Consider the following 19,811-nt stretch of genomic DNA (forward strand, 5'->3'; position numbering starts at 1 on the left):
GACCCATCGACCATGAAGAATTCCGTCCTCACCCCTTCGATGCCCGATGCACTGGCTTCCGGATTGGCCGCCAGCTACACCGGCGTGCTGTCGTTCATGGCGGTTGCCGAGGAACTGAGCTTCATGAAGGCGGGCCACCGCCTGGGCCTCGGGCGCTCGGCCGTGAGCCGCAACGTGCAGCGGCTCGAGACCCAGATGAAGACGCGGCTGCTGCAGCGCTCGACCCGCAATGTCGCCCTCACGCCCGAGGGCGAGATGTTCTACGAGCTCAGCCGCCCGGGCGTCGAGCAGATCATGCAGGCGATGCAGCAGGTGCACGAACTGCAGGACGGGCCCGCGCGCGGACAGTTGCGCGTGTGCTCGACGATCGGCTTCGGCCGCCGGATCGTCGGTCCGCTGCTGGCCGACTTCTACAGGCTGCATCCCGGCATCGACGTCGAACTCATCCTCGACGACCGGATCACCGATTTCACCGCCGACCGCATCGACGTCAGCTTCCGCAACGGCCGCCTCGCGGACAGCAGCATCATCGCGCGCCAGCTCGCGCCCATGGAGATGATGGTGTGCGCATCGCCCGCGTACGCGGCGCGCTATGGCCTGCCCGAGACGCTCGAGGACATCGAGCGCCACGCGTGCATCCAGTTCCGTCTCGGGTCGGGTGGGCTGTACGAATGGGAGTTCATGGAGCCGCCCGCGGGCGACGAGCGCGGCGGTCGCCGGGTGCGCAAGCTCATGCCGAAGGGCAGCCGGATCTACAGCGATCCGGAACTGGTGGTGGGCGCTTTGCGGGATGGCCTGGGCATCGCCCAGGTCGCGGGCTACCAGGTCGCCGACGATCTGCGCGCCGGCCGCCTGGTCCGTTGCCTCGACACCTATGCGCCCCAGGGGCGGGCGCACTACCTCTGCTATCCCAGCCGCGAACACATGCCGATGCGGATCCGGGCCTTCGTGGAGTTCTATGTGCGACGGGTTTCGGGGATGCGGGCGGAGCTCGGGTTGCCGTCTGCCTAGGCGAGACCGCGGGGTCGAGCGGGAGGCACCAATGAGAAAGGGTCAGTAGCCTGGTGGCCACTGACCCTTTGAATCATTGGAGGATATCTGAGCAGCACCACGTCGAGCCGTAAGCCGCGCCAGGCCGTCGATGTCGGCATTCCGATATCGATCGTGCCCCCGGCGCGTTCCCCCTCAATCACGCATCGATCCAGCGGTCCGGAGCAGCGGCCTTTATCGCTGCCAAGTCCGCGGGGCCAGGGCTATGAGGAAGGTAAGCCGAAGGCTTGAAGACCTTGTACAGCTCTGGATCAACTCTTCCCTTGGGCAGATGCTTGAACAGGGCGTATTTTTCCGCCAAGGGTTTGAAATTCTCTTCGCCCTGCTCGCTGAGGCAGTTGTAAAACAGCATCAGGCATTCAAACGACGAGATCTGAGCGCGGACAAAAGACGTGTACCTGCGCTTCTCCGCCACGTTGCTTAGGTCGACAAACTTAATGATGTGATACAGGTGGCGGAAGTAATGGCCAAGTTCATGTTCATGTTCTTGGTAGAAAGCCCCATAACCTGATCGCGCCCGGCCGAGCAAGTCGCGGCGGACACTCCCGTATATCGATCCCTCGAGACGCTCATAGAAAGTCTTGATGCAGTCTCTTCCGCGGGTGACGTGCTGGCTCTTCATGTTCACGATATCGATCGCGTTCACGATGTCGCCATGTGCGCGGAGCAACTGAAAGAAGGTTGCTTCGAATTGTTGGAGCTCAAGTGTTTCTGCTTGAGCCTGCATTTGCTTTTGCTGATCCTGCAACACGGTACGGGTATCGGCTAGCTCTCGTCTTTGCAGCGCCAGCTCTTCGCTCTGCAGGCGAATAGCCAAGATCAGGCCCGCAAAAGCGAACCCGCTGAACAACGCATTTACCGCGCCAAACATGTCTCCGAAGCTTCCGCGATTAGCGGTGTCATCCCCCAACGCCCACCAACAGATTCCCCATGCCGATAGAACTACCAAAAAGGGCACAAAGTACCAACCCCGATGAATCGGACTTTCATCATTTGCCATGAACTCCTCCGCGCTATGTTGACGACGCAATCATGCCAAGGGCCGACGGCAAGCGAGCGATTTCCGCCGGAAATGCAGCGGAAGGCCGGCGGATTTCCACCGCCGCGGCGACGGCATTCCGCCGGATGCTGGCGGCTGCTAGCAGTTGCACGCAGAAATCCAGTGGGTTATGTCTGGGTTCCGCGTGTCCCGCGGGACACACATGGGACGGGGCCGGAACAGTCGCGAAGACTCGCGAGACTTCTCGAGGCCGGTTGCCTTCTCACTTAGAACGGTTTGAAGTGAGGCCGTCCGCGATGTGTCCGCATCGAATGCGGACAGCGCAGACATGGGGGCCGCGTCGGGCCGTTTTTCGGGAGAGGCAAGGGCTTGGGTGCGTCGCCCCCTGATCGCGCCGCCCGGTCGCTTTTGGCCCACGGGCTCCGAACAGCCTGAATACAGGAAAGGCAGAGACCAAGCAGCCGGCATAGATGGCTACTCTAGATGGTGTCCGTGGGGTGGGACAGAGAGAGGCCTGAAAACCGGCCTGATAGGACCGTGGGGCGGTACTACGCTTGCGAGACCTGTACCGTGTGGCGGTCCTATGGCGGCCCTGCCTGTACCGTGGGACAGTCTAAGGATCGCGTTTTTTCCGGCACCGGGTGCCGCCTTCCTGGTCGGGCCGGCACCCGGCGCCGATGCTCGCCCCGCGATCGCCCCCAATGCCTGCGGCAGAGTCTGTGACACGGCAGTCACGTGCGACTAATGCGTGAGTCACACAGCACCAATGTGCCTCAGGCCGCGCGCAACGGGATGACCTTCGCGCCTTGGCGTATCTGGTCGAGGTGGTCTGCCCAGGCCTGCATAAGCTCGCGCCGCTCCTTGAGGTAGGTGGCCCAGTTGTAGGAGGCGCTGACCTCGTCGCACTCCTGGTGGGCGAGCCGTCATAGACCTGGATCTTGCGCAGCAACTCTGGCATGTCCTTCGCATCGAGGCGCGCGAAGTTGCGCTTCTTGCGCGGCTTGAGGGCGTCGGCCGGCTTCACGTCGGCGCCGGGATTGCGCTCGAGCAAGCCGTGGGCGACGGCATAGCGCAGGATCTGGCCGCAGCTCTGGAGCATCCGCTTCGCCACGTCCAGCGCGCCGCGCGCTTCGATCTTCTTCGCCATGGCCAGCAGCTTGGGCGCCATGATCTCGGTGATCGGCAGCCGGCCGAGCTTCGGATAGACGTCACCCTCGAGTCGCCGCTTCACGTTCTCGGCATGGCGCGTGCTCTTGTCGCTCTTCCAGTGCTCGAACCACTCGTGCGTCACGGCCTTGAAGGTGTTTTCGCGGCGCACCTTGGCGGAAGCCTTGGCGTCGCGCTTCGCGCCCACCGGGTCGGTCCCGGCCTTGAGCACCAGCCGAGCCTTCTCGCGTGCCGCGCGCGCCTCGCCCAAGGTGATGGCCGGATAGCTGCCTATCGCGAGGCGCTTTTCCTTGCCATCGAAGCGGTACTTCCAGCGCCAGTGCTTCGCGCCGGCGGGCGTGACCTCGAGGTAGAGGCCGCCGCTGGCCGTTCCCCCGAATTTGCCCCCGGGCAAGACCACCATGTCAAAGTACCATGCCGGACCAACGGACGCAAAAAAGCCCCGGCTGGCGGGGCTTTAGTGCGACTTTCGCGATGCTATGGGACCTTCACAGGCTCATAACTGGAGGAGAGGGAGGGATTCGAACCCTCGGTACTATCGCTAGTACGCCTGATTTCGAGTCAGGTACATTCGACCACTCTGCCACCTCTCCGGTCGCTCTGTCGAGCCTGCGATTATAGCCAGGAAAATCGAAACAACCATCCCGTGCAGCGATTTCCCTGTCGTTTTTTCGTCAGCCGCGCAGCACTTCGGTGCCGCCCAGGTAGGGCCGCAGCGCCTTCGGCACGTTGATCGAGCCATCCTCGTTCTGGTGGTTCTCGAGCACCGCGACCAGGGTGCGGCCGACGGCCAGGCCCGAGCCGTTGAGGGTGTGCACCAGCTCGTTCTTGCCCTGGGCGTTCTTGAAGCGCGCCTGCAGGCGCCGCGCCTGGAAGGCCTCGCAGTTCGAGACCGAGCTGATCTCGCGGTAGGTGTCCTGCGCCGGCAGCCAGACCTCGAGGTCGTAGGTCTTGGTCGAGCCGAAGCCCATGTCGCCGGTGCACAGCAGCACGACGCGGTACGGCAGCTCGAGCGCCTGCAGCACCACCTCGGCATGGCCGGTCATCTGCTCGAGCGCCTCGTAGCTCTTCTCGGGATGCACCACCTGCACCATCTCGACCTTGTCGAACTGATGCTGGCGGATCATGCCGCGGGTGTCGCGGCCCGCGCTGCCGGCTTCCGAGCGGAAGCACGGGGTGTGGGCCGTGAGGCGGATCGGCAGTTGCGCCTCGGGCACGACCTCGTCGCGCACGAAGTTCGTGAGCGGCACCTCGGCGGTCGGGATCAGGTAGAGCGCCGACAGGTCGGGCGCGGGCTCGCCGTCCTGGCCGCCCTTCTTCGCGGCGAACAGGTCGCCCTCGAACTTGGGCAGCTGGCCGGTGCCGCTCAGGGTGGCGGCATTGACGATGTAGGGCACGTAGCACTCGGTGTAGCCGTGCTGCTGCGTCTGGATGTCGAGCATGAACTGGGCGAGCGCGCGGTGCAGCCGCGCGATCGGCCCCTTCATGACGGTGAAGCGCGAACCCGAGAGCTTGGCGCCCATCTCGAAGTCGAGGCCGAGCGGCGCGCCCAGGTCGACGTGGTCCCTGGGCGCGAAGCCCAGCGGCGTGGCCGAGGCGCCGGCGCCGCCCTGCGGGCTCCAGCGGCGCTGCTCGACGTTGCCGGTCTCGTCCTCGCCCAGCGGCACGCTGGCGTGCGGCAGGTTGGGCACGGCGAGCAGCAGCGCCTGCAGCTCGGGCTGGATCTCGTCGAGGCGCTTCGATTGCGATTCCTGCTCGCCCTTGAGCGCGTTGACCTCGGCCATCAGCGCGTCGACCGACTCGCCCTTGGCCTTGAGCGGGCCGATCTGCTTGTTCAGCGTGTTGCGGCGCGCCTGGATTTCCTCGGTGCGGGTCTGCAGCGTCTTGCGCTCGGCCTCGAGCGCGGTGAAGGCCGAGACGTCGAGGTAGGGCTGGTTCTTCTTGCGTTTTTCGAGGCCGGCCACGGCGGCGGCCAGGTCTTTGCGGAGCAGGGTGATGTCGAGCATCGCCCGATTTTAGGTGGGCGCGCCCGCACCCCGCCCCGCGCGGGGCTCGTTCAGCCGACGGTGGCCGGATCGACGTTCGCGCCGCAGACGATCAGGCAGACCTTCTCGCCCGCGCGCGGCACGTAGGCGCCGGTCTGCAGCGCGGCCAGCGGCAGCGCGGCGGCCGGTTCGACGGCCAGCTTCATTTCCTTCCACAGCCACTGCTGCGCGGCGCGGATCGCCTCGTCGGACAGCAGCAGCGCATCGGCGACGTGGCGCTGCGCGATGTCCCAGGCGATGGCGCCGATGCGGCGCGCGCCCAGCGAGTCGGCCGCGATGCCGCCGACCTCGACGTCGACCGGCGCGCCGGCCTCGCGGGCACGGAACAGCGTGGGCGCGCCCTCGGGCTCGAGCGCGATCACGCGCGCGCGCTGCTCGAACCAGCCGGCGAGGCCGCCGATCAGGCCGCCGCCGCCCACGCTCACGAGCACGGCATCGGGCAGGCCGCCCTGGGCCTCGATCTCGCGGCCCAGGGTGCCGGCGCCGGCCACCACTTCGGGCTGGTCGTAGGCATGGGTCAGCAGGGCGCCGGTTTCGGCCTGGCGCGCCAGGCAGGCGGCCAGCGCGTCGGGATAGAGCTGGCCGACCACCACCACCTCGGCGCCCAGCGCGCGCAGGCGCGCGCGCTTGGCCTCGGGCGAGACGCCGGGCAGGTAGACCTCGCAGCGCACGCCGAGCGCGCGCGCCGCGGCGGCGGTGGCGATGCCGGCATTGCCGCCCGAGGCGACGATCACGCCGCTCTCGGGAATGGCGTTGGCCAGCAGCCGGTTCATCATGCCGCGCGCCTTGAAGCTGCCGCTGACCTGCAGGTGCTCGAGCTTGAGCCAGACCTCGGCCCCGGGCGCCGCGACGCCGAGCGCGGCCGCGGGCAGCTTCCACAGCGGCGTCTGGCGCAGGAAGTGGCCCGAACGTTCGTTCAGGCGTTGCCAGGCGCTATCGATTTCAGAGCGCCATTCGGTGATTGCAGCAGCGGTCAAGAGATGTGTCCAGGAGGAGGAATGTCGGCCAGCTTGAGGCCCTTGGGCAGCGGGAACTTGATGGTTTCCTCGATGCCGTCCATCTTGCGCACCGAGACCGCGCCGAACGCGCGCACGCGCTCGATCACCTCGCGCACCAGCACCTCGGGCGCCGAGGCGCCGGCGGTCAGGCCGATGCGGGTCTTGCCCTCGAACCATTCGGGCTGGAGCTCGTCGGCCGAATCGACCATGTAGCTCTCGGTGCCCAGGCGCTGCGCCAGTTCGCGCAGGCGGTTGCTGTTGGAGCTGGTGGGGCTGCCGACCACGATCACGAGGTCGACCTGCGGGCTCATGATCTTCACCGCGTCCTGGCGGTTCTGGGTGGCGTAGCAGATGTCCTGCTGCTTGGGCTCGCGCACGGCCGGAAAGCGCGCGCGCACCGCGGCGGCGATCTCGGCCGCGTCGTCCACGCTCAGCGTGGTCTGCGTGACCACCGCGAGCTTCTCGGTCTGGCCCGGCGCGACGCGCGCCACGTCTTCCACGTCTTCCACCAGGTGGATGCCGCTCGAGAGCTGGCCCATCGTGCCCTCGACCTCGGGATGCCCCTTGTGGCCGATCATGATGAACTCGTAGCCTTCCTTGGCGAGCTTGGCGACCTCGACGTGCACCTTGGTCACCAGCGGGCAGGTGGCGTCGAAGATCTCGAAGCCGCGGTCGCGCGCCTCCTGCTCCACCGCCTTGCTCACGCCGTGCGCGCTGAACACCAGCGTGGCGCCAGGCGGCACGTCGGACAGCTCCTCGATGAAGATCGCGCCCTTGGACTTGAGCTCGTTGACCACGTAGGTGTTGTGCACGATCTCGTGGCGCACGTAGATCGGCGCGCCGAACTTGGCGATGGCGCGCTCGACGATCTCGATCGCGCGGTCCACGCCGGCGCAGAAGCCGCGCGGCTCGGCGAGGATGACTTCCTCGATGCCTTCGTTCATCGTGCCTCCCCGGCCGCGTTGCCGCGCGCCATCACAACACCCCGATCAGTTGCACTTCGAAGGTCACGGGCTGGCCTGCGAGCGGATGGTTGAAATCGAAGCGCACGCCGGTCTCGTTGGACTCGATCACCGCGCCGGCATAGCTGCCGGTGCCGTCGGGCGTGGGGAACTGCACCACGTCGCCCACGGCGTACTGCTCGTCGGGGTCGCCGATCTGCGCCAGCAGCTTCTTCGCGACCCACTGCTGCATCTCGGGATTGCGCTCGCCGAAGGCCTCGCCGGCCGGCAGCTCGAAGGTGGCGTGGGCGCCCTCCTCGAGGCCCAGCAGGCGCTGCTCGACCGCGGGCGACAGCTCGCCGGTACCCAGCGACAGCGTGGCGGGCTTGTCGGCGAAGGTGTTGATGATGTCGCCCGCGGGCCCGGACAGCCGGTAGTGCAGGGTCAGGAAGGAGCCGGGGGTGACGACGTGGGGCGTTTGGGACATGGAGGCAGCAATGGTTGACAAAGACAAGACGGGTGTCCCGATAAACTGGGCTGCATTTTAAGGACGGGCGCTTCCACCCGCCCCGTTCAAGGTTTAGCAGGCTCTCCATGGCTTTCAAGGATCTCCCCGAACATGCCCGCCCGCGCGAGAAGCTCATCGCGCGCGGCGCCGCCGCGCTGGCCGACACCGAGCTGCTCGCGCTGCTGCTGCGCACCGGCGTGGCCGGCAAGAACGTGCTGCAGCTCGCGCAGGAGCTGCACGAGCGCTTCGGCGGCCTCGCGGGCCTGCTGCAGGCCAGCCCCGAGCAGTTGCGCGGCGTGCGCGGCATGGGCGGCGCCACCAAGCGCGCCGAGCTCATCGCGGTGCTCGAGCTCGCGCGCCGCGCCATGGCCGAGCAGCTCTCGCAGCGCACCGTGCTCGACGCGCCCGAGGCCGTGCGGCAGTACGTGCAGATGCACATCGGCACGCGGCCGCACGAGGTGTTCGCGGTGCTGTTCCTCGACGCGCAGCACCGGCTGATCGTGCTCGAGGAGCTGTTCCGCGGCACGCTGACCCAGACCAGCGTCTATCCGCGCGAGGTGGTGCTGCGCGCGCTGCACCACCATGCGGCCGCCGTGGTGCTGGCCCACAACCATCCGAGCGGCAGCATCGAGCCCTCGCGCGCCGACGAAGCCCTCACGCAGACGCTGCGCGCCGCGCTCTCGCTGGTCGACGTGCGCGTGCTCGACCACGTGATCGTGGGCGTGGGCCGCAGCTTCTCGATGGCCGAACAGGGGTTGCTCTGATGGCCGCCGCACGTCCGCACTCCCCCGGCGCCGCGCCGGCGCCAGCGCCCAAGAGCCTGAAGAACCTGGCCGACCTCAAGCAGGTGCAGCGCCAGCTCGCCGAAACCCGCGAACGCGAAGCGGCCGAGGCCGCGGCGCGCGCCGTGGCCGAGCGCAAGCGCGCGGCCGAAAAGGACCTGTTCGCGCGCGCCGTCGGCGCCACCGAGCCGCTGCGCCAGAAGACGCGCACCGTGCCGCTCGCGCCCGAGCCGCCGGCGCCGATCCCGGTGCAGCACCAGCTCGACGAGCAGCGCGTGCTGCGCGAATCGCTGTCCGACGAGTTCGACGTCACCACGCTGCTCGACGTCGACGACGCCATGAGCTTCCGCCGGCCCGGCATCGGCACCGACGTGACCGCGCGGCTGCGCAAGGGCGACTGGACGATCCAGGCCCAGGTCGACCTGCACGGCCTGCGCAGCGACGAGGCGCGCGAGGCGCTCGGCGGCTTCATCCGCAACGCGCACAAGCAGGGCCTGCGCTGCGTGCGCGTGGTGCACGGCAAGGGCCTGGGCTCGCCCGGCAAGCAGCCGGTGCTCAAGACCAAGACGCAGCGCTGGCTGATCCAGAAGAACGAGGTGCTGGCCTTCGTGCAGGCCAAGCCGGCCGAGGGTGGGGCCGGAGCGCTGGTGGTGCTGCTGGCGCCCGTCAAGCGCTGAGCATCGGCTCCTTCCCCCTCTGGGGGAAGGTCGGGAGGGGGGCTTGCGGCCTTCGCAAGCTTGCGCGGTCTCGATCGCCGTCGTACCCCCACCCCTGCCCTCCCCCAGAGGGGGAGGGAGTCTGGCCCCTTATTTGCTCAGATCGAGCTTGTAGACCGAGCGCCCCTTCCCGCTCCCATCGTCCGCCGTCAGCAGCGAGACGTTGTCCAGCCCCGCCGCCGTCGCCGACGCGAGCTGGCCCTGCCCCGAGGTGAACACCACGTTGCCGGCCGTCGTGGCCTTGGTGAAGCGCCAGCTGCGCGCCGCGCCGTTGGCCGCGCGCGTGATGGTCTTCTTCGCCTTCACGTAGGCGATCAGCACGTCGCGGTTGGCATCGGGCGAGGCATAGATCGTCGCGCGGCCGTCGAGCGCCGGGATGAAGCTCGCGCCGCTGGTGGCGCGGTAGTTGTTGGTGGCGATCACGAACTCCTTGGCCGGATCGATGGTCGCGCCCAGGTACGTGAGGTTCCGGATGCGGCTGCCGACCTCCTGCGTCACGTCGATCTCGTACTGCACGTCGGGCGTGGTGAACATGTCGAAGTTGTAGCCCGGGAAGGTGCTGATCAACTGCTGGTCGGCCGTGGCCGTGGTGCTGATCTTGTTGAAGCGCTTGGCCGCGGCCTCGAGCCAGGCCTTGATCTCGGCGCCCGTGACCTTCACCGCGTACACGGTGTTCGGGTACAGGTAGAGGTCGGCCGCGTTGAAGATCGCGAGGTTGCCCACGGCCACGTCGGTGTAGTCGCGGCCGCCCTCGTAGCCCGACTTGAAGGGCGCGCTGACCGACAGCACCGGCAGGCTCGCGTACTGCGGCAGGTTGGCCTGGATGTAGCTCTTCACGTAGTCGGCCTGCGCCTGGTTCACGATCTGGATCGCGCCCGGGTCGCCGACGTCGGCGAAGTAGGTGTTCATGCGGAAATCGGTGCTGCCGATCGGCGTCTTCACGTAGTCGATCGCGGCCTGGTGCTGGGTCTCGATCAGCGGCGCGATGGCCGGGTCGGCATCGACGTAGACCGCCTTGCCCGCGTCGTCCTTGCCGGTCTGCGTGGAGCGCGCCTCGACCGCGGTCTTGCTCTTGTCGATCACCCAGGCCTTGCCGTCCCACGACAGCTCGAGCTTGATCACGCCCAGCGCCTTGCCCCACGAACTCGGCATCACGGCCGGCACGCCGTTCACGGTGCCGGCGGCGTTGTCCACGCCCGGCTGCTTGAAGCCGGGGTTGGCGCCGCGGTCGGGGAACACGCCGTGCTGGTGGCCCATCAGCAGCGCGTCGATGCCCGGCACCTTCGACAGGTGCAGGCCCGGGTTCTCCATGGTCGGCGTGTAGGCCGCGGCGTCGAGGCCGCCGTGCTGCAGCGCGACCACGATGTCGGCGCCCTTGGCGCGCAGCTCGGGGATGTAGCGCGTGGCGGCTTCCACCGCGCCCTCGGTGCGCAGCTTGCCCTCGAGATAGCGCTTGTCCCAGTTCATGATGCCCGGCGTGGTGAAGCCGATCACGCCGACCTTCAGCGGCACCGTCACGCGCGAGCCGTCGGGCGCGGTGGCGGTGAAGCTCTTGTTGACGATGGTGTAGGGCGCGAGCAGCGGCTTGCCGCTCTTCACGCTCTGCACGTTGGCCAGCACCAGCGGGAAGTTCGGGCCGGCGCACTTCTTCGTGCCGTCCACGCCCTCGACGTCGAGGCCGCCGCCGATCGCCTGGTTGAGGAAGTCGAGGCCGTAGTTGAACTCGTGGTTGCCCAGCGTGCCGGCGTCGAAGCCGGCGGCGTTCATCGCCTTGTACATCGACAGCGGCTGGGTGCACGGGATGCGGCTCACCAGCGCCTCGTAGTCGGCCAGCGCGGTGCCCTGGATGGTGTCGCCGTTGTCGAACAGCAGCGTGTTCGCGAACTCCTTGCGCGCGGCCGCGATCAGGGTGGCGGTGCGCTCGTAGCCATAGGACTTGTCCTCGGCGAGCTTGAAGTAGTCGTAGCTGCGCACGTTGAAGTGCAGGTCGGTGGTCTCGAGCAGCGCGACGGTGGCGCGCGTGCCGGCCGCGATCGGCGCGGGGGCGGGCGCCGGGGACGGCGCCGGCGCGGGCGGCGGCACCGGCAGGAACACGCCGCCGCCGCCATCGCCGCCACCGCATGCGCTCAGCATGGCGGTGGCGATCAGTGCGGCACAGGCGGTCATGGACGCGGTGCGGGGAAAGCGGGTGTTTGCGAGTGGCTTCATCGAAAGGTCTCCCTCCTGTTCAAGGAAGACCAGTCTCTGGAGCCGAGGTGACAGTCCGGTGAATGAATCCTGAAATGCAGCCGCGTTGCGACAAGCCGTGACCGGATGTTTACGCGAGGTGATTCTTAAGTGGTACCGAGGCGTCCGCGATCGCCGCGGGGTCGGGGCTGCGGCCCGCGTCGAGCAGCTTGCGGCTCATCATGTGATCGACCGGCGCGTTCACCGATTCCACGCACGCGAGTTGCCCGTCGACGTAATGGAACAGCGAGAAGGCATCGGGCTTGGGCCCCGCGCGGCGCACCGTGACATGGCCCGGCGTGCCCTCGGCCGGCACCAGCCCCACCATCTGCAGCCGCATGCCGCCCTGGTCGGACCAGAACCACGGCACCACGTCGTGCGCGCGCGCCGTGCCCAGCAGGGTGGCGACCGCGGTGCGCGCCTGGTCGTTGGCGTTCTGCACCGACTCGAGCCGCAGCGCGCGGCCCGCGCGCCGGTCGGGAAAGCGCGTGCAGTCGCCGACCGCGAGCACGCCGGCCGCACTGGTGCGCATGTGCTCGTCGACCACGATGCCGTCGGCGCACTCGATGCCCGCGGCCTGCGCGAGCGCGGTCTCGGGCACCGCGCCGATGCCCAGCAGCAGCAGGTCGACCGGCTGCTGCGCGCCGTTCACGCGCAGCGACACCAGCCGATCGCCCTCGACCTCGAAGCCGTCGGCGGTCGCGCCCAGCACGATGTCGATGCCGGCGGCGCGGTGCGTGTCCAGCACGTGGTTCGAGAGCTCGGGCGAGACCGCGCGGCCCAGCAGGCGCGGCGCGCTCTCGATCACCTGCACCTCCTTGCCGAGCGCCTTGGCGGTGGCCGCGACCTCGAGGCCGATGAAGCCGCCGCCGAGCACCGTGACGCGCTGCGCCTCGGCCAGCCGCGCGCGCAGCCGATGCGCCTCGTCGGCCGCGCGCAGGCTCGCGACATTGACCAGCTCGTGCGGGAGCGCGGCGATCCGGCGCGCGCGCGTGCCGGTGGCCAGCACCAGCGACTCCCATGGCAGCACCGCGCCCGAGCGCAGGGTCACGTTGCGCGCCTCGCGGTCGATGGCCACGGCCGCATCGCCCAGGTGCAGCGTGATGCCGGCCTCGCGGTACCAGTCGGCCGCCTTGTGCGGCTGCGTGGCTTCCTCGGCGCTCTTGAGGAAGGCCTTCGACAGCGGCGGGCGGTGGTAGGGCTCGCAGGCCTCCTCGCAGACCAGGTGCACGCGCGCGCCCTGCCCCGCCTCGGCGAGGCCGGCGCACAACTGGGCCGCCGCGTGGCCGCCGCCGATGATGACGATGGAATTCATGAAGTGAGTCTTTCGAAAATCGTTGTGCTCAGCCGCCGCGGTTGCGCATCCAGTCGGCGGTCTTGAAGAAGGAGTCGCGCAGCCGCGCGCGCAGGTCCTCGGGCACCTCGGTCTCGCCCATGGCCTGGTCCATGCAGGCCAGCCACTGGTCGCGTTCCTTGATGCCGATGCTGTGGCCGCCGATGCTCTGCGGCAGGTGGCGCGCGCGCAGCATCGGATGGCCGAAGCGGTCGGTGTAGTACGCGGGCCCGCCGAGCCAGCCGCAGAGGAACCAGAACAGCCGCTGGCGCGCGTTGTCGAGGTCGCTGCCGTGCACCGCGCGCAATTGCGCGTAGCCGGGCTCGAGGTCCATCAGGTCGTAGAAGCGCTCGACCAGCGCGCGCACTTTTTCCTCGCCGCCGATCCATTCGAAGGGCGTGTCGAAGGGCGGCTTGTCCTGGATCTGCATCGCTCAGCCCACCTGCACGAGGCCGGGGATCGGCACGTCGGGGTTGGCATCGGCCGCGTAGTCCACGCCCTCGATGCCGAAGCCGAACAGGCGCAGGAACTCGGCCTTGTAGCCCGCGAAGTCCGTCAGCGCCTGCAGGTTCTCGCTCGTGACCTGCGGCCAGAGTTCGAGCACGCGCGCCTGCACCGCGGGCGCGAGTTCCTTGCGGTCGGCGCGCAGCCGGCCTTCCTCGTCGAGCGGCGGCGCGCTGCCGTAGAGGCCCTCGCGGAACAGGCCGTCGACCTGCTCGATGCAACCCTCGTGCGTGCCCTCTTCCTTCATCACCTTGAACAGCAGCGAGAGGTACAGCGGCATCATCGGGATCGCCGAGCTGGCCTGCGTGACCACCGCCTTGAGCACCGCCACGCGCGCATCGCCGCCGCCATGGGCCGCGAGCTTGGCGCGGATCGCGGGCACGGTGCGGTCGAGGTCCTTCTTGGCCGCGCCGATCGAGCCGTTCCAGTAGATGTCCTGCGTGATCTTCTCGCCGAGGTAGGTGAAGGCCGTGGTCTTCGCACCCTCGGCCAGCACGCCGGCTTCGTGCAGCGCGTCGATCCACAGCTGCCAGTCCTCGCCGCCCATCACGGCCACCGTGTTGTCGATCTCCTCCTGCGTCGCCGGCTCGAGCACGGTCTCCTTGACCGTGCCGCTGTCGGTGTCGATGCCGCGCAGGCTCACCGCCTGGCCGATGGGCTTGAGGGTGGAGTTGAAGACCTGGCCGGTCTTCGGATGGGTGCGCCGCGGCGCCGCGAGGCTGTAGACCACGAGGTCGACCTGGCCCAGGTCCTGGCGGATGGTCTCGATCACCTGCTGCTTCACCGCATCGGAGAAGCCGTCGCCGTTGATGCTCTTCGCATAGCGGCCCTCGGCCGTGGCGAGGCGCTCGAAGGCGGCCGTGTTGTACCAGCCGGGCGTGCCGGTCCTGGTGGCGCTGCCGGCGCGCTCGAAGAACACGCCCAGCGTGTCGGCGCCGCCGCCGAAGGCCGCGACGATGCGCGCCGCGAGGCCATAGCCGGTGGAGGCACCGATCACCAGCACCCGCTTCGGCGCGCCCGCGACCGGGCCCCGGGCCCGCACGTGCTCGATCTGTTGCCGGACATTGGCCTCGCAGCCGACGGGATGGGTCGTGACGCAGATGAAGCCACGCACGCGCGGTTGGATGATCATGGGGAGGAAGGCAGTCTGGGAAAGGAAAAGGACGGGTGGCGCGCGAGGCGCCGGGCACCGGTCTTCTGGCCGGCGCGCGGGCGCGAATTTACCGCACGTTCATTCCCATGCGGCCATGTACATATATGGATTGACCATTTAATGAACCGAAGTTTTGTTGATAAGGTGCCGCCCTTGCATTCACAGAAGGAGAAGAAACACATGCGCCTGAACATCCTCGCCGCGGCCCTCGCCGCCTCCGCCCTGCTCGCGGGCACCGTGGCCCACGCCGACCAGCTGGCCGACATCAAGAAGAAGGGCGAGCTCGTGGTCGGCGTGCTCGGCACCGACGAGCCCGCCACCTTCATCGACCCCAAGACGCGCCAGATCGTGGGCTACGAGGTCGACCTCGCCAACGCCATCGCGAAGAAGATCGGCGTGAAGACCACGCTCAAGCAGATCGCCGTGGCCGCGCGCATCCCCGAGCTGCAGCAGGGCCACGTCGACCTGGTCGCGGCCGGCCTCACGCACAACAAGGAACGCGAGGCGCAGATCGACTTCTCGCTGACCACCTTCGTGACCGGCCAGAAGGCCATCGTGAAGAAGGACAGCGGCATCGCCGAGGTATCGCAACTCGGCGGCAAGAAGGTGCTGACCATCCGCGGCGGCACCCAGGAACCCAACATCCGCAAGGCCGTGCCCACGGCCGAGGTCGTGACCTTCGACACCAGCCAGCAGGCCTTCCAGGCGCTGCAGCAGGGCAAGGGCGTGGGCTACGTCGACGACGAGGCCGCGCTGCTGCGCAGCTACGCCAAGCTCGGCCCGCAGAAGGCCCAGTACGTGGTGCTCAAGCAGAACCTCAGCACCGAGGCGCTGGCCATCGGCATCAAGAAGGGCGAGAGCGGCCTCAAGGCGGTGGTGGACGACACGCTGCGCGAGCTCGAGAAGTCGGGCGAGGCCGAGAAGATCTTCGTGAAGTGGTATGGCCCGAACACCGCCTCGGGCTTCCAGACGCGCGACTTCAAGTTCGAGAGCGACAAGATCGACTGATCGCGCGTTTCTCCTTCCCCCGCCGGGGGAAGGCCGGGATGGGGGCACGCAGCCTGCGCACCGACCGCCCGGTGCCCCCACCCCAACCCTCCCCCGGCGGGGGAGGGAGCCAATCCCCCCACGCGGCAGCGATACTGTCGCCCCCATGCCCCTGTTCGACTATTCCTTGCTGCTGACCGGCAAGTACCACGACATGCTCGTCGCGGGCTTGTGGCTGTCGCTGCAGCTGCTCGCGGCCTCGCTGGTGTGCGCGCTGCCGATCGCGCTCGCGGTGGCCATGCTGCGGCTCGCGCCGCTGGCACCGCTGCGCTGGCTCGGCTTCGCCTACGTGGAGTCGATCCGCAACATCCCGCTGCTGGCCCACATGCTGTTCTGGTACTTCGGCGCGCCCGAGCTGCTGCCCGAAGGCTTCAAGCAATGGCTCTACGCGGGCCACATCGAGGCCTACAGCGCGATCGTCGCGCTGTCGCTCTACACGGCCGCCTTCATGGCCGAGGACATGCGCAGCGGCATCCGCTCGATCCCCGCGGTGCAGTTCGAGGCCGGCCGCGCGCTGGGCTTCGGCTGGCTCGCGACGATGCGCCGCGTGGTGCTGCCGCAGGCGCTGCGCGTGACCGTGCCGCCGCTGATCTCGCAGACCCTGAGCCTGTGGAAGAACACCTCGATCGCCACCGTGATCGGCGTGGCCGAACTCATGTACCAGGCCGGCCAGGTCGAGAGCGCGACCTTCCGCAGCTTCGAGTCCTTCGCGTTCGCGAGCGCGGCCTACCTCACGGTCTCGCTCGCCATCACGGCGCTCGCGAGCTGGTACCACCACCGCTTCCCGGTGAGGACGCTGTGATGCGCACGGAGGCTTCGCGATGATCGAGCTGATCCAGGACTACTGGCTCTACTTCCTGATCGGCCAGTACCCCAACGGCCCGCTCGGCGGGCTGGTGCTGACCCTGCTGCTGGCCTCGTGCGGGCTGGTGCTCGCGCTGCCGCTGGGCATCGTGCTCGGGCTGGCGCGCGTGAGCCCGTGGCGCTGGCTGCGCTGGCCGGTCAGCGGCTTCGTGTTCGTGGTGCGCGGGCTGCCGCTGTTGATGGTGATCTTCTGGGCCTACTTCTTCCTGCCCAGCGTCACCGGCGTGAAGACCGACCAGTTCGCCACCATGCTGATCGCGCTGGTGGTGTTCGACGCCGCCTACCTGGCCGAGATCGTGCGCGCCGGCATCCAGGGCCTGCCGCGCGGCCAGATGGAGACCGCGCGCGCGCTCGGCCTGAGCTGGAGCCGCGCGATGCGCCTGGTGGTGCTGCCGCAGGCGCTGCGCAGCATGCTGCCCTCGCTGGTGAACCAGTTCGTCTCGACCATCAAGGAGACCTCGCTGGGCTACATCATCGGCCTGGCCGAGGTCTCGTTCATCGCCACCCAGATCAACACCCAGGTGTTCACCAAGCCGGCCCAGGTCTTCGGCATCCTCGGGCTGACCTATTTCATCCTCTGCTTCGGCCTCTCGCGCTTCGCCTACTGGCTCGAGCGCCGCCTCGCGCGGCGCGGCCTGCCGGTGGTCGCGGTCACCGAGGGCCGGGCCGCCGCCCGCAAGGCTTCCGCATGATCGAACTCCAGAACGTCAACAAGTGGTACGGCAGCTACCACGCGCTCGTGGACGTGAGCGAAACCATCCACAAGGGCGAGGTGGTCGTGGTCTGCGGCCCCTCGGGCTCGGGCAAGTCCACGCTGATCCGCACCTTCAACCGGCTCGAGGCGATCCAGTCGGGCCGCATCCTGATCGAGGGCCGGGACATCCACGCGCCGGGCACCGACGTGAACGCCTTCCGCTCGCGCATCGGCTTCGTGTTCCAGCAGTTCAACCTGTTCCCGCACCTCACGGTGCTGCAGAACTGCACCATGGCGCCGATGCAGCTGCACGGCCTCTCGCGCGCGCAGGCCGAGGAACGCGCCATGGCGCTGCTCGCGCGCGTGGGCCTCGCGAACAAGGCCCGGGCCTGGCCCAGCGAGCTGTCGGGCGGCCAGCAGCAGCGCGTGGCGATCGCGCGCGCGCTCGCGATGCAGCCGCCGGTGATGCTGTTCGACGAACCCACGAGCGCGCTCGACCCCGAGATGGTCGGCGAGGTGCTGCTGGTGATGCGCGACCTGGTGCGCGACGGCATGACGATGGTCTGCGTGACGCACGAGATGGGCTTCGCGCGCGAGGTCGCCGACCGCGTGCTCTTCATGGACGAGGGCAAGGTGCTCGAGCGCGCCACGCCCGACGACTTCTTCAACCGCCCGCAGCATCCGCGCGCGCAGCAGTTCCTGTCCGACATCCGCTCGCCCTTCGCACGCACCCCATGACGAACACCGCTTCCCTCCAGACCCTGCCCGTGATCGACGTCGCGCCGCTGGTGGCCGGCGACGCGCCGGGCCGCGAGGCCGTGGCCGCGCGCATCGGCGAGGCCTGCCGCGCGCACGGCTTCTTCTACGCGACGGGGCATGGCGTCGACCCCGCGCTGGTCGCGCGGCTCGAGACCCTGAGCCACCGCTTCTTCGACCTGCCCGAGGCGACCAAGATGCAGTGGCGCATGGCGCTCGGCGGGCGCGCCTGGCGCGGCTACTTCCCGCTCGGCGGCGAGCTGACCTCGGGCCGGCCCGACTGGAAGGAAGGGCTCTACCTCGGCACCGAGCTGCCGGCCACGCATCCGTTGGTGCAGGCCAGGACGCCGGTGCACGGGCCGAATCTCTTTCCCGATGCGCCGGGCCTCGAGGACTTCCGCGACACCATCCTCGGCTACATGGCGGCCGTGACGCAGCTGGGCCACCGGCTGATGGAAGGCATCGCGCTGAGCCTCGGCCTGCCGGCCGACTACTTCGCGGCGCGCTACACGGGCGATCCGCTGATCCTGTTCCGGCTCTTCGACTATCCCTCGCAGCCGGTGCCCGAGGGCCTCGACGTGCAATGGGGCGTGGGCGAGCACACCGACTACGGCCTCTTGACGATCCTGCACCAGGACAGCGTGGGAGGCCTCGCGGTGCACACGCCCGCGGGCTGGATCGACGCGCCGCCGATCGCGGGCTCCTTCGTCTGCAACATCGGCGACATGCTCGACCGCATGACCGGCGGCCTCTACAAGTCGACGCCGCACCGCGTGAAGCGCAACACCTCGGGCCGCAACCGGCTGTCGTTTCCGCTGTTCTTCGATCCGAATTTCGAGGCGCGCGTGCAGCGCATCGATGGCCTCGCGGGCGCGGTGGCCGTGGACGACAGCGCCGAGCGCTGGGACCGCGCCAACGTGCACGCCTTCAGCGGCCGCTACGGCGACTACCTGCTGGCGAAGGTGTCGAAGGTGTTCCCGCAGCTGCGAGACGAAGTGCTCTGAGGCGTTTTCGCCGGGAGGTCGAGGAACTCGTCTTCCCAGTTGCCGACATCCGCGCCGGGATCGGAAATGGGCACCAGCTTGTCGCTGCGGCAGTAGAAGGTCCAGCCCTCGAACAGCACGTCGTAGTAGGTGCCGGGCAGGTAGCGCTCGCTCGGCGCTTCATAGGGCGCCGAGACCACCTCGACGATGCGGCCGACCGCGCGCTCGGTCATCGGCGACGCGAGGCAGCTGTCGAGCACGTGGCACAGGGTGCCGATCCTGATCACGGCCGCACCATCTCGCCGGGAAACCAGCGCGGCAGGTGCACGTTCGCGTCGTGCAGCGACGCGAGCACATGGAAGGCCTGTTCGACGATCGCCGCCGGCGGGTGCTTGAGGTCCGGCACGATCACCACCCGCAGGCCCGCGGCCAGCGCCGCCTTGGCGCCGTTCTCGCTGTCCTCGAAGGCGATGCACTGCGTCGGGTCCACGCCCAGGCGCGAAGCCGCGAGCAGGTAGAGCGCCGGGTCGGGCTTGGCGCGCGGCACCTCGTCGCCGCCCGCGAAGGCCTCGAAGTGATGCAGCACGCCGAGGCTGCCGAGGCAGGCCTGGATCTGCCCGCTGGTCGAGGACGAGGCCACGGCGCAGCGCGTGCCGCGCGCGCGCAGGGCGCCCAGGAACTCGGCCGCGCCGGGCTTGATGGGGAACAGCGGCGTGCCGTCGGAGCGTTCGAGCGCCAGCGCCTGGCGCACGTGCTCGAGCGCATGGCGGAAGGCGGCCTGGCCGCCGAGCAGGCCCGAGAGGATGATCTCGGACTCGGCGGTGGCCAGGCCCACCACCTGCAGGTACTGGGCGTGGCTGAGCTCGACGTCGAGCGTGCGGGCGGCCGCCATCCAGGCAGCCATGATGGGCCGCTCGGAGTCGATCAGCAGCCCGTCCATGTCGAAGATTGCGGCGGAGAACATCGGCACGATCCTACCCTCGAGCCCCGCCCCGAATGGCGAAGGGGCCGCAAGGGCCCCTTCTCGTGCAACGGATGCGACGG

Annotated in this window: 20 protein-coding genes and 1 tRNA gene; 8 read left to right on the top strand and 13 right to left on the bottom strand. The window is 68.7% G+C overall.

The window, feature by feature from the left end; all coding sequences use genetic code 11:
* Positions 1 to 12 precede the first annotated feature (12 nt).
* The gene (locus R0232_RS27990) at positions 13 to 1,011 is read left to right on the top strand and encodes a LysR family transcriptional regulator (RefSeq protein ID WP_431510202.1); all 999 of its coding nucleotides are present in this window, start codon (positions 13 to 15) and stop codon (positions 1,009 to 1,011) included.
* Between the two features lie 178 nt (positions 1,012 to 1,189).
* Here R0232_RS27990 and R0232_RS27995 read toward each other — a convergent pair whose 3' ends face one another.
* From R0232_RS27995 to R0232_RS28025, 7 genes are all read right to left on the bottom strand, one after another.
* Positions 1,190 to 2,050 carry a putative phage abortive infection protein gene (locus R0232_RS27995; RefSeq protein WP_431510203.1) on the bottom strand — a complete coding sequence of 287 codons (861 nt, stop codon included), beginning with the start codon at positions 2,048 to 2,050 and terminating at the stop codon, positions 1,190 to 1,192.
* 613 nt (positions 2,051 to 2,663) lie between these two features.
* Complete coding sequence (locus R0232_RS28000; protein ID WP_431510204.1) at positions 2,664 to 3,620, bottom strand: tyrosine-type recombinase/integrase; 957 nt, start codon at positions 3,618 to 3,620, stop codon at positions 2,664 to 2,666.
* Between the two features lie 100 nt (positions 3,621 to 3,720).
* Positions 3,721 to 3,810 (bottom strand) — tRNA-Ser (locus R0232_RS28005).
* An 81-nt stretch (positions 3,811 to 3,891) separates the two neighbouring features.
* Complete coding sequence (serS, locus tag R0232_RS28010) at positions 3,892 to 5,223, bottom strand: serine--tRNA ligase (protein WP_093340804.1); 1,332 nt, start codon at positions 5,221 to 5,223, stop codon at positions 3,892 to 3,894.
* A gap of 50 nt (positions 5,224 to 5,273) precedes the next feature.
* Positions 5,274 to 6,224: a threonine/serine dehydratase gene (locus R0232_RS28015; protein WP_398498588.1), complete on the bottom strand. Its 951-nt coding sequence runs from the start codon at positions 6,222 to 6,224 to the stop codon at positions 5,274 to 5,276.
* Positions 6,225 to 6,235: 11 nt separating this feature from the next.
* Complete coding sequence (gene ispH / locus R0232_RS28020) at positions 6,236 to 7,204, bottom strand: 4-hydroxy-3-methylbut-2-enyl diphosphate reductase (RefSeq protein ID WP_093340807.1); 969 nt, start codon at positions 7,202 to 7,204, stop codon at positions 6,236 to 6,238.
* 31 nt (positions 7,205 to 7,235) lie between these two features.
* Positions 7,236 to 7,688: an FKBP-type peptidyl-prolyl cis-trans isomerase gene (locus R0232_RS28025; RefSeq protein ID WP_093340809.1), complete on the bottom strand. Its 453-nt coding sequence runs from the start codon at positions 7,686 to 7,688 to the stop codon at positions 7,236 to 7,238.
* A gap of 107 nt (positions 7,689 to 7,795) precedes the next feature.
* On the opposite strand from R0232_RS28025, the gene radC reads away from it, so the two are divergent.
* Both radC and R0232_RS28035 read left to right on the top strand, forming a co-directional pair.
* Positions 7,796 to 8,473, top strand: coding sequence for a RadC family protein (gene radC / locus R0232_RS28030; RefSeq protein ID WP_208510969.1), 678 nt, complete (start codon positions 7,796 to 7,798; stop codon positions 8,471 to 8,473).
* Entirely contained in the window at positions 8,473 to 9,168 is a 696-nt protein-coding gene (locus R0232_RS28035; RefSeq protein ID WP_431510205.1) for a Smr/MutS family protein, read from the top strand. Before radC ends, R0232_RS28035 begins: the two co-directional genes overlap by 1 nt.
* A 129-nt stretch (positions 9,169 to 9,297) precedes the next feature.
* Here the strand turns inward: R0232_RS28035 and R0232_RS28040 are convergent, their stop codons facing one another.
* From R0232_RS28040 to fabV, 4 genes are all read right to left on the bottom strand, one after another.
* Positions 9,298 to 11,415, bottom strand: a complete 2,118-nt coding sequence (locus tag R0232_RS28040) for a bifunctional 2',3'-cyclic-nucleotide 2'-phosphodiesterase/3'-nucleotidase (RefSeq protein ID WP_431510206.1) — start codon at positions 11,413 to 11,415, stop codon at positions 9,298 to 9,300.
* A gap of 109 nt (positions 11,416 to 11,524) precedes the next feature.
* Positions 11,525 to 12,748 carry an NAD(P)/FAD-dependent oxidoreductase gene (locus tag R0232_RS28045; RefSeq protein ID WP_431510207.1) on the bottom strand — a complete coding sequence of 408 codons (1,224 nt, stop codon included), beginning with the start codon at positions 12,746 to 12,748 and terminating at the stop codon, positions 11,525 to 11,527.
* A gap of 28 nt (positions 12,749 to 12,776) precedes the next feature.
* The gene (locus R0232_RS28050; protein WP_208509388.1) at positions 12,777 to 13,196 is read right to left on the bottom strand and encodes a group II truncated hemoglobin; all 420 of its coding nucleotides are present in this window, start codon (positions 13,194 to 13,196) and stop codon (positions 12,777 to 12,779) included.
* 3 nt (positions 13,197 to 13,199) lie between these two features.
* Positions 13,200 to 14,402, bottom strand: coding sequence for an enoyl-ACP reductase FabV (gene fabV / locus R0232_RS28055; RefSeq protein ID WP_431510208.1), 1,203 nt, complete (start codon positions 14,400 to 14,402; stop codon positions 13,200 to 13,202).
* Between the two features lie 201 nt (positions 14,403 to 14,603).
* Here fabV and R0232_RS28060 point away from each other — a divergent pair, with 201 nt between their 5' ends.
* The 5 genes from R0232_RS28060 (at position 14,604) to R0232_RS28080 (ending at position 18,788) form a co-directional block, all read left to right on the top strand.
* A complete protein-coding gene (locus tag R0232_RS28060; protein WP_431510209.1) occupies positions 14,604 to 15,431 on the top strand; it encodes an ABC transporter substrate-binding protein in 828 nt (275 codons plus the stop codon).
* Positions 15,432 to 15,576: 145 nt separating this feature from the next.
* Positions 15,577 to 16,272 (top strand): amino acid ABC transporter permease, encoded by a 696-nt coding sequence (locus tag R0232_RS28065; protein WP_431510210.1) that lies wholly within the window; start codon positions 15,577 to 15,579, stop codon positions 16,270 to 16,272.
* 19 nt (positions 16,273 to 16,291) lie between these two features.
* Positions 16,292 to 17,026, top strand: coding sequence for an amino acid ABC transporter permease (locus R0232_RS28070; RefSeq protein ID WP_093340827.1), 735 nt, complete (start codon positions 16,292 to 16,294; stop codon positions 17,024 to 17,026).
* Positions 17,023 to 17,766, top strand: a complete 744-nt coding sequence (locus tag R0232_RS28075) for an amino acid ABC transporter ATP-binding protein (RefSeq protein ID WP_431510211.1) — start codon at positions 17,023 to 17,025, stop codon at positions 17,764 to 17,766. Before R0232_RS28070 ends, R0232_RS28075 begins: the two co-directional genes overlap by 4 nt.
* Positions 17,763 to 18,788, top strand: coding sequence for an isopenicillin N synthase family dioxygenase (locus tag R0232_RS28080; RefSeq protein ID WP_431510212.1), 1,026 nt, complete (start codon positions 17,763 to 17,765; stop codon positions 18,786 to 18,788). Before R0232_RS28075 ends, R0232_RS28080 begins: the two co-directional genes overlap by 4 nt.
* On the opposite strand, the gene R0232_RS28085 is transcribed toward R0232_RS28080, so the two are convergent.
* Positions 18,731 to 19,054: a hypothetical protein gene (locus R0232_RS28085; protein WP_431510213.1), complete on the bottom strand. Its 324-nt coding sequence runs from the start codon at positions 19,052 to 19,054 to the stop codon at positions 18,731 to 18,733. The two genes, R0232_RS28080 and R0232_RS28085, sit on opposite strands and share 58 nt — an antisense overlap.
* On the bottom strand, positions 19,051 to 19,731 hold the full coding sequence (locus tag R0232_RS28090; RefSeq protein WP_431510214.1) for an HAD family hydrolase: 681 nt from the start codon (positions 19,729 to 19,731) through the stop codon (positions 19,051 to 19,053). The genes R0232_RS28085 and R0232_RS28090 overlap by 4 nt, the downstream gene beginning before the upstream one ends.
* Positions 19,732 to 19,811: the final 80 nt, after the last annotated feature.

The organism is Variovorax sp. DAIF25 (assembly GCF_050711835.1).
Taxonomy (GTDB): Bacteria; Pseudomonadota; Gammaproteobacteria; order Burkholderiales; family Burkholderiaceae_C; genus Variovorax.

What these genes read in the sequence shown, in the direction of transcription:
- ispH (WP_093340807.1), bottom strand. Translation starts at nt 7,204, where the DNA reads ATGAACGAAGGCATCGAGGAAGTCATCCTCGCCGAGCCGCGCGGCTTC.
- R0232_RS28000 (WP_431510204.1), bottom strand. Translation starts at nt 3,620, where the DNA reads ATGGTGGTCTTGCCCGGGGGCAAATTCGGGGGAACGGCCAGCGGCGGC.
- R0232_RS28065 (WP_431510210.1), top strand. Translation starts at nt 15,577, where the DNA reads ATGCCCCTGTTCGACTATTCCTTGCTGCTGACCGGCAAGTACCACGAC.
- R0232_RS28090 (WP_431510214.1), bottom strand. Translation starts at nt 19,731, where the DNA reads ATGTTCTCCGCCGCAATCTTCGACATGGACGGGCTGCTGATCGACTCC.
- R0232_RS28060 (WP_431510209.1), top strand. Translation starts at nt 14,604, where the DNA reads ATGCGCCTGAACATCCTCGCCGCGGCCCTCGCCGCCTCCGCCCTGCTC.
- fabV (WP_431510208.1), bottom strand. Translation starts at nt 14,402, where the DNA reads ATGATCATCCAACCGCGCGTGCGTGGCTTCATCTGCGTCACGACCCAT.
- R0232_RS28025 (WP_093340809.1), bottom strand. Translation starts at nt 7,688, where the DNA reads ATGTCCCAAACGCCCCACGTCGTCACCCCCGGCTCCTTCCTGACCCTG.
- serS (WP_093340804.1), bottom strand. Translation starts at nt 5,223, where the DNA reads ATGCTCGACATCACCCTGCTCCGCAAAGACCTGGCCGCCGCCGTGGCC.
- R0232_RS28070 (WP_093340827.1), top strand. Translation starts at nt 16,292, where the DNA reads ATGATCGAGCTGATCCAGGACTACTGGCTCTACTTCCTGATCGGCCAG.
- R0232_RS27995 (WP_431510203.1), bottom strand. Translation starts at nt 2,050, where the DNA reads ATGGCAAATGATGAAAGTCCGATTCATCGGGGTTGGTACTTTGTGCCC.
- radC (WP_208510969.1), top strand. Translation starts at nt 7,796, where the DNA reads ATGGCTTTCAAGGATCTCCCCGAACATGCCCGCCCGCGCGAGAAGCTC.
- R0232_RS28040 (WP_431510206.1), bottom strand. Translation starts at nt 11,415, where the DNA reads ATGAAGCCACTCGCAAACACCCGCTTTCCCCGCACCGCGTCCATGACC.
- R0232_RS28075 (WP_431510211.1), top strand. Translation starts at nt 17,023, where the DNA reads ATGATCGAACTCCAGAACGTCAACAAGTGGTACGGCAGCTACCACGCG.
- R0232_RS28035 (WP_431510205.1), top strand. Translation starts at nt 8,473, where the DNA reads ATGGCCGCCGCACGTCCGCACTCCCCCGGCGCCGCGCCGGCGCCAGCG.
- R0232_RS28045 (WP_431510207.1), bottom strand. Translation starts at nt 12,748, where the DNA reads ATGAATTCCATCGTCATCATCGGCGGCGGCCACGCGGCGGCCCAGTTG.
- R0232_RS28050 (WP_208509388.1), bottom strand. Translation starts at nt 13,196, where the DNA reads ATGCAGATCCAGGACAAGCCGCCCTTCGACACGCCCTTCGAATGGATC.
- R0232_RS28080 (WP_431510212.1), top strand. Translation starts at nt 17,763, where the DNA reads ATGACGAACACCGCTTCCCTCCAGACCCTGCCCGTGATCGACGTCGCG.
- R0232_RS27990 (WP_431510202.1), top strand. Translation starts at nt 13, where the DNA reads ATGAAGAATTCCGTCCTCACCCCTTCGATGCCCGATGCACTGGCTTCC.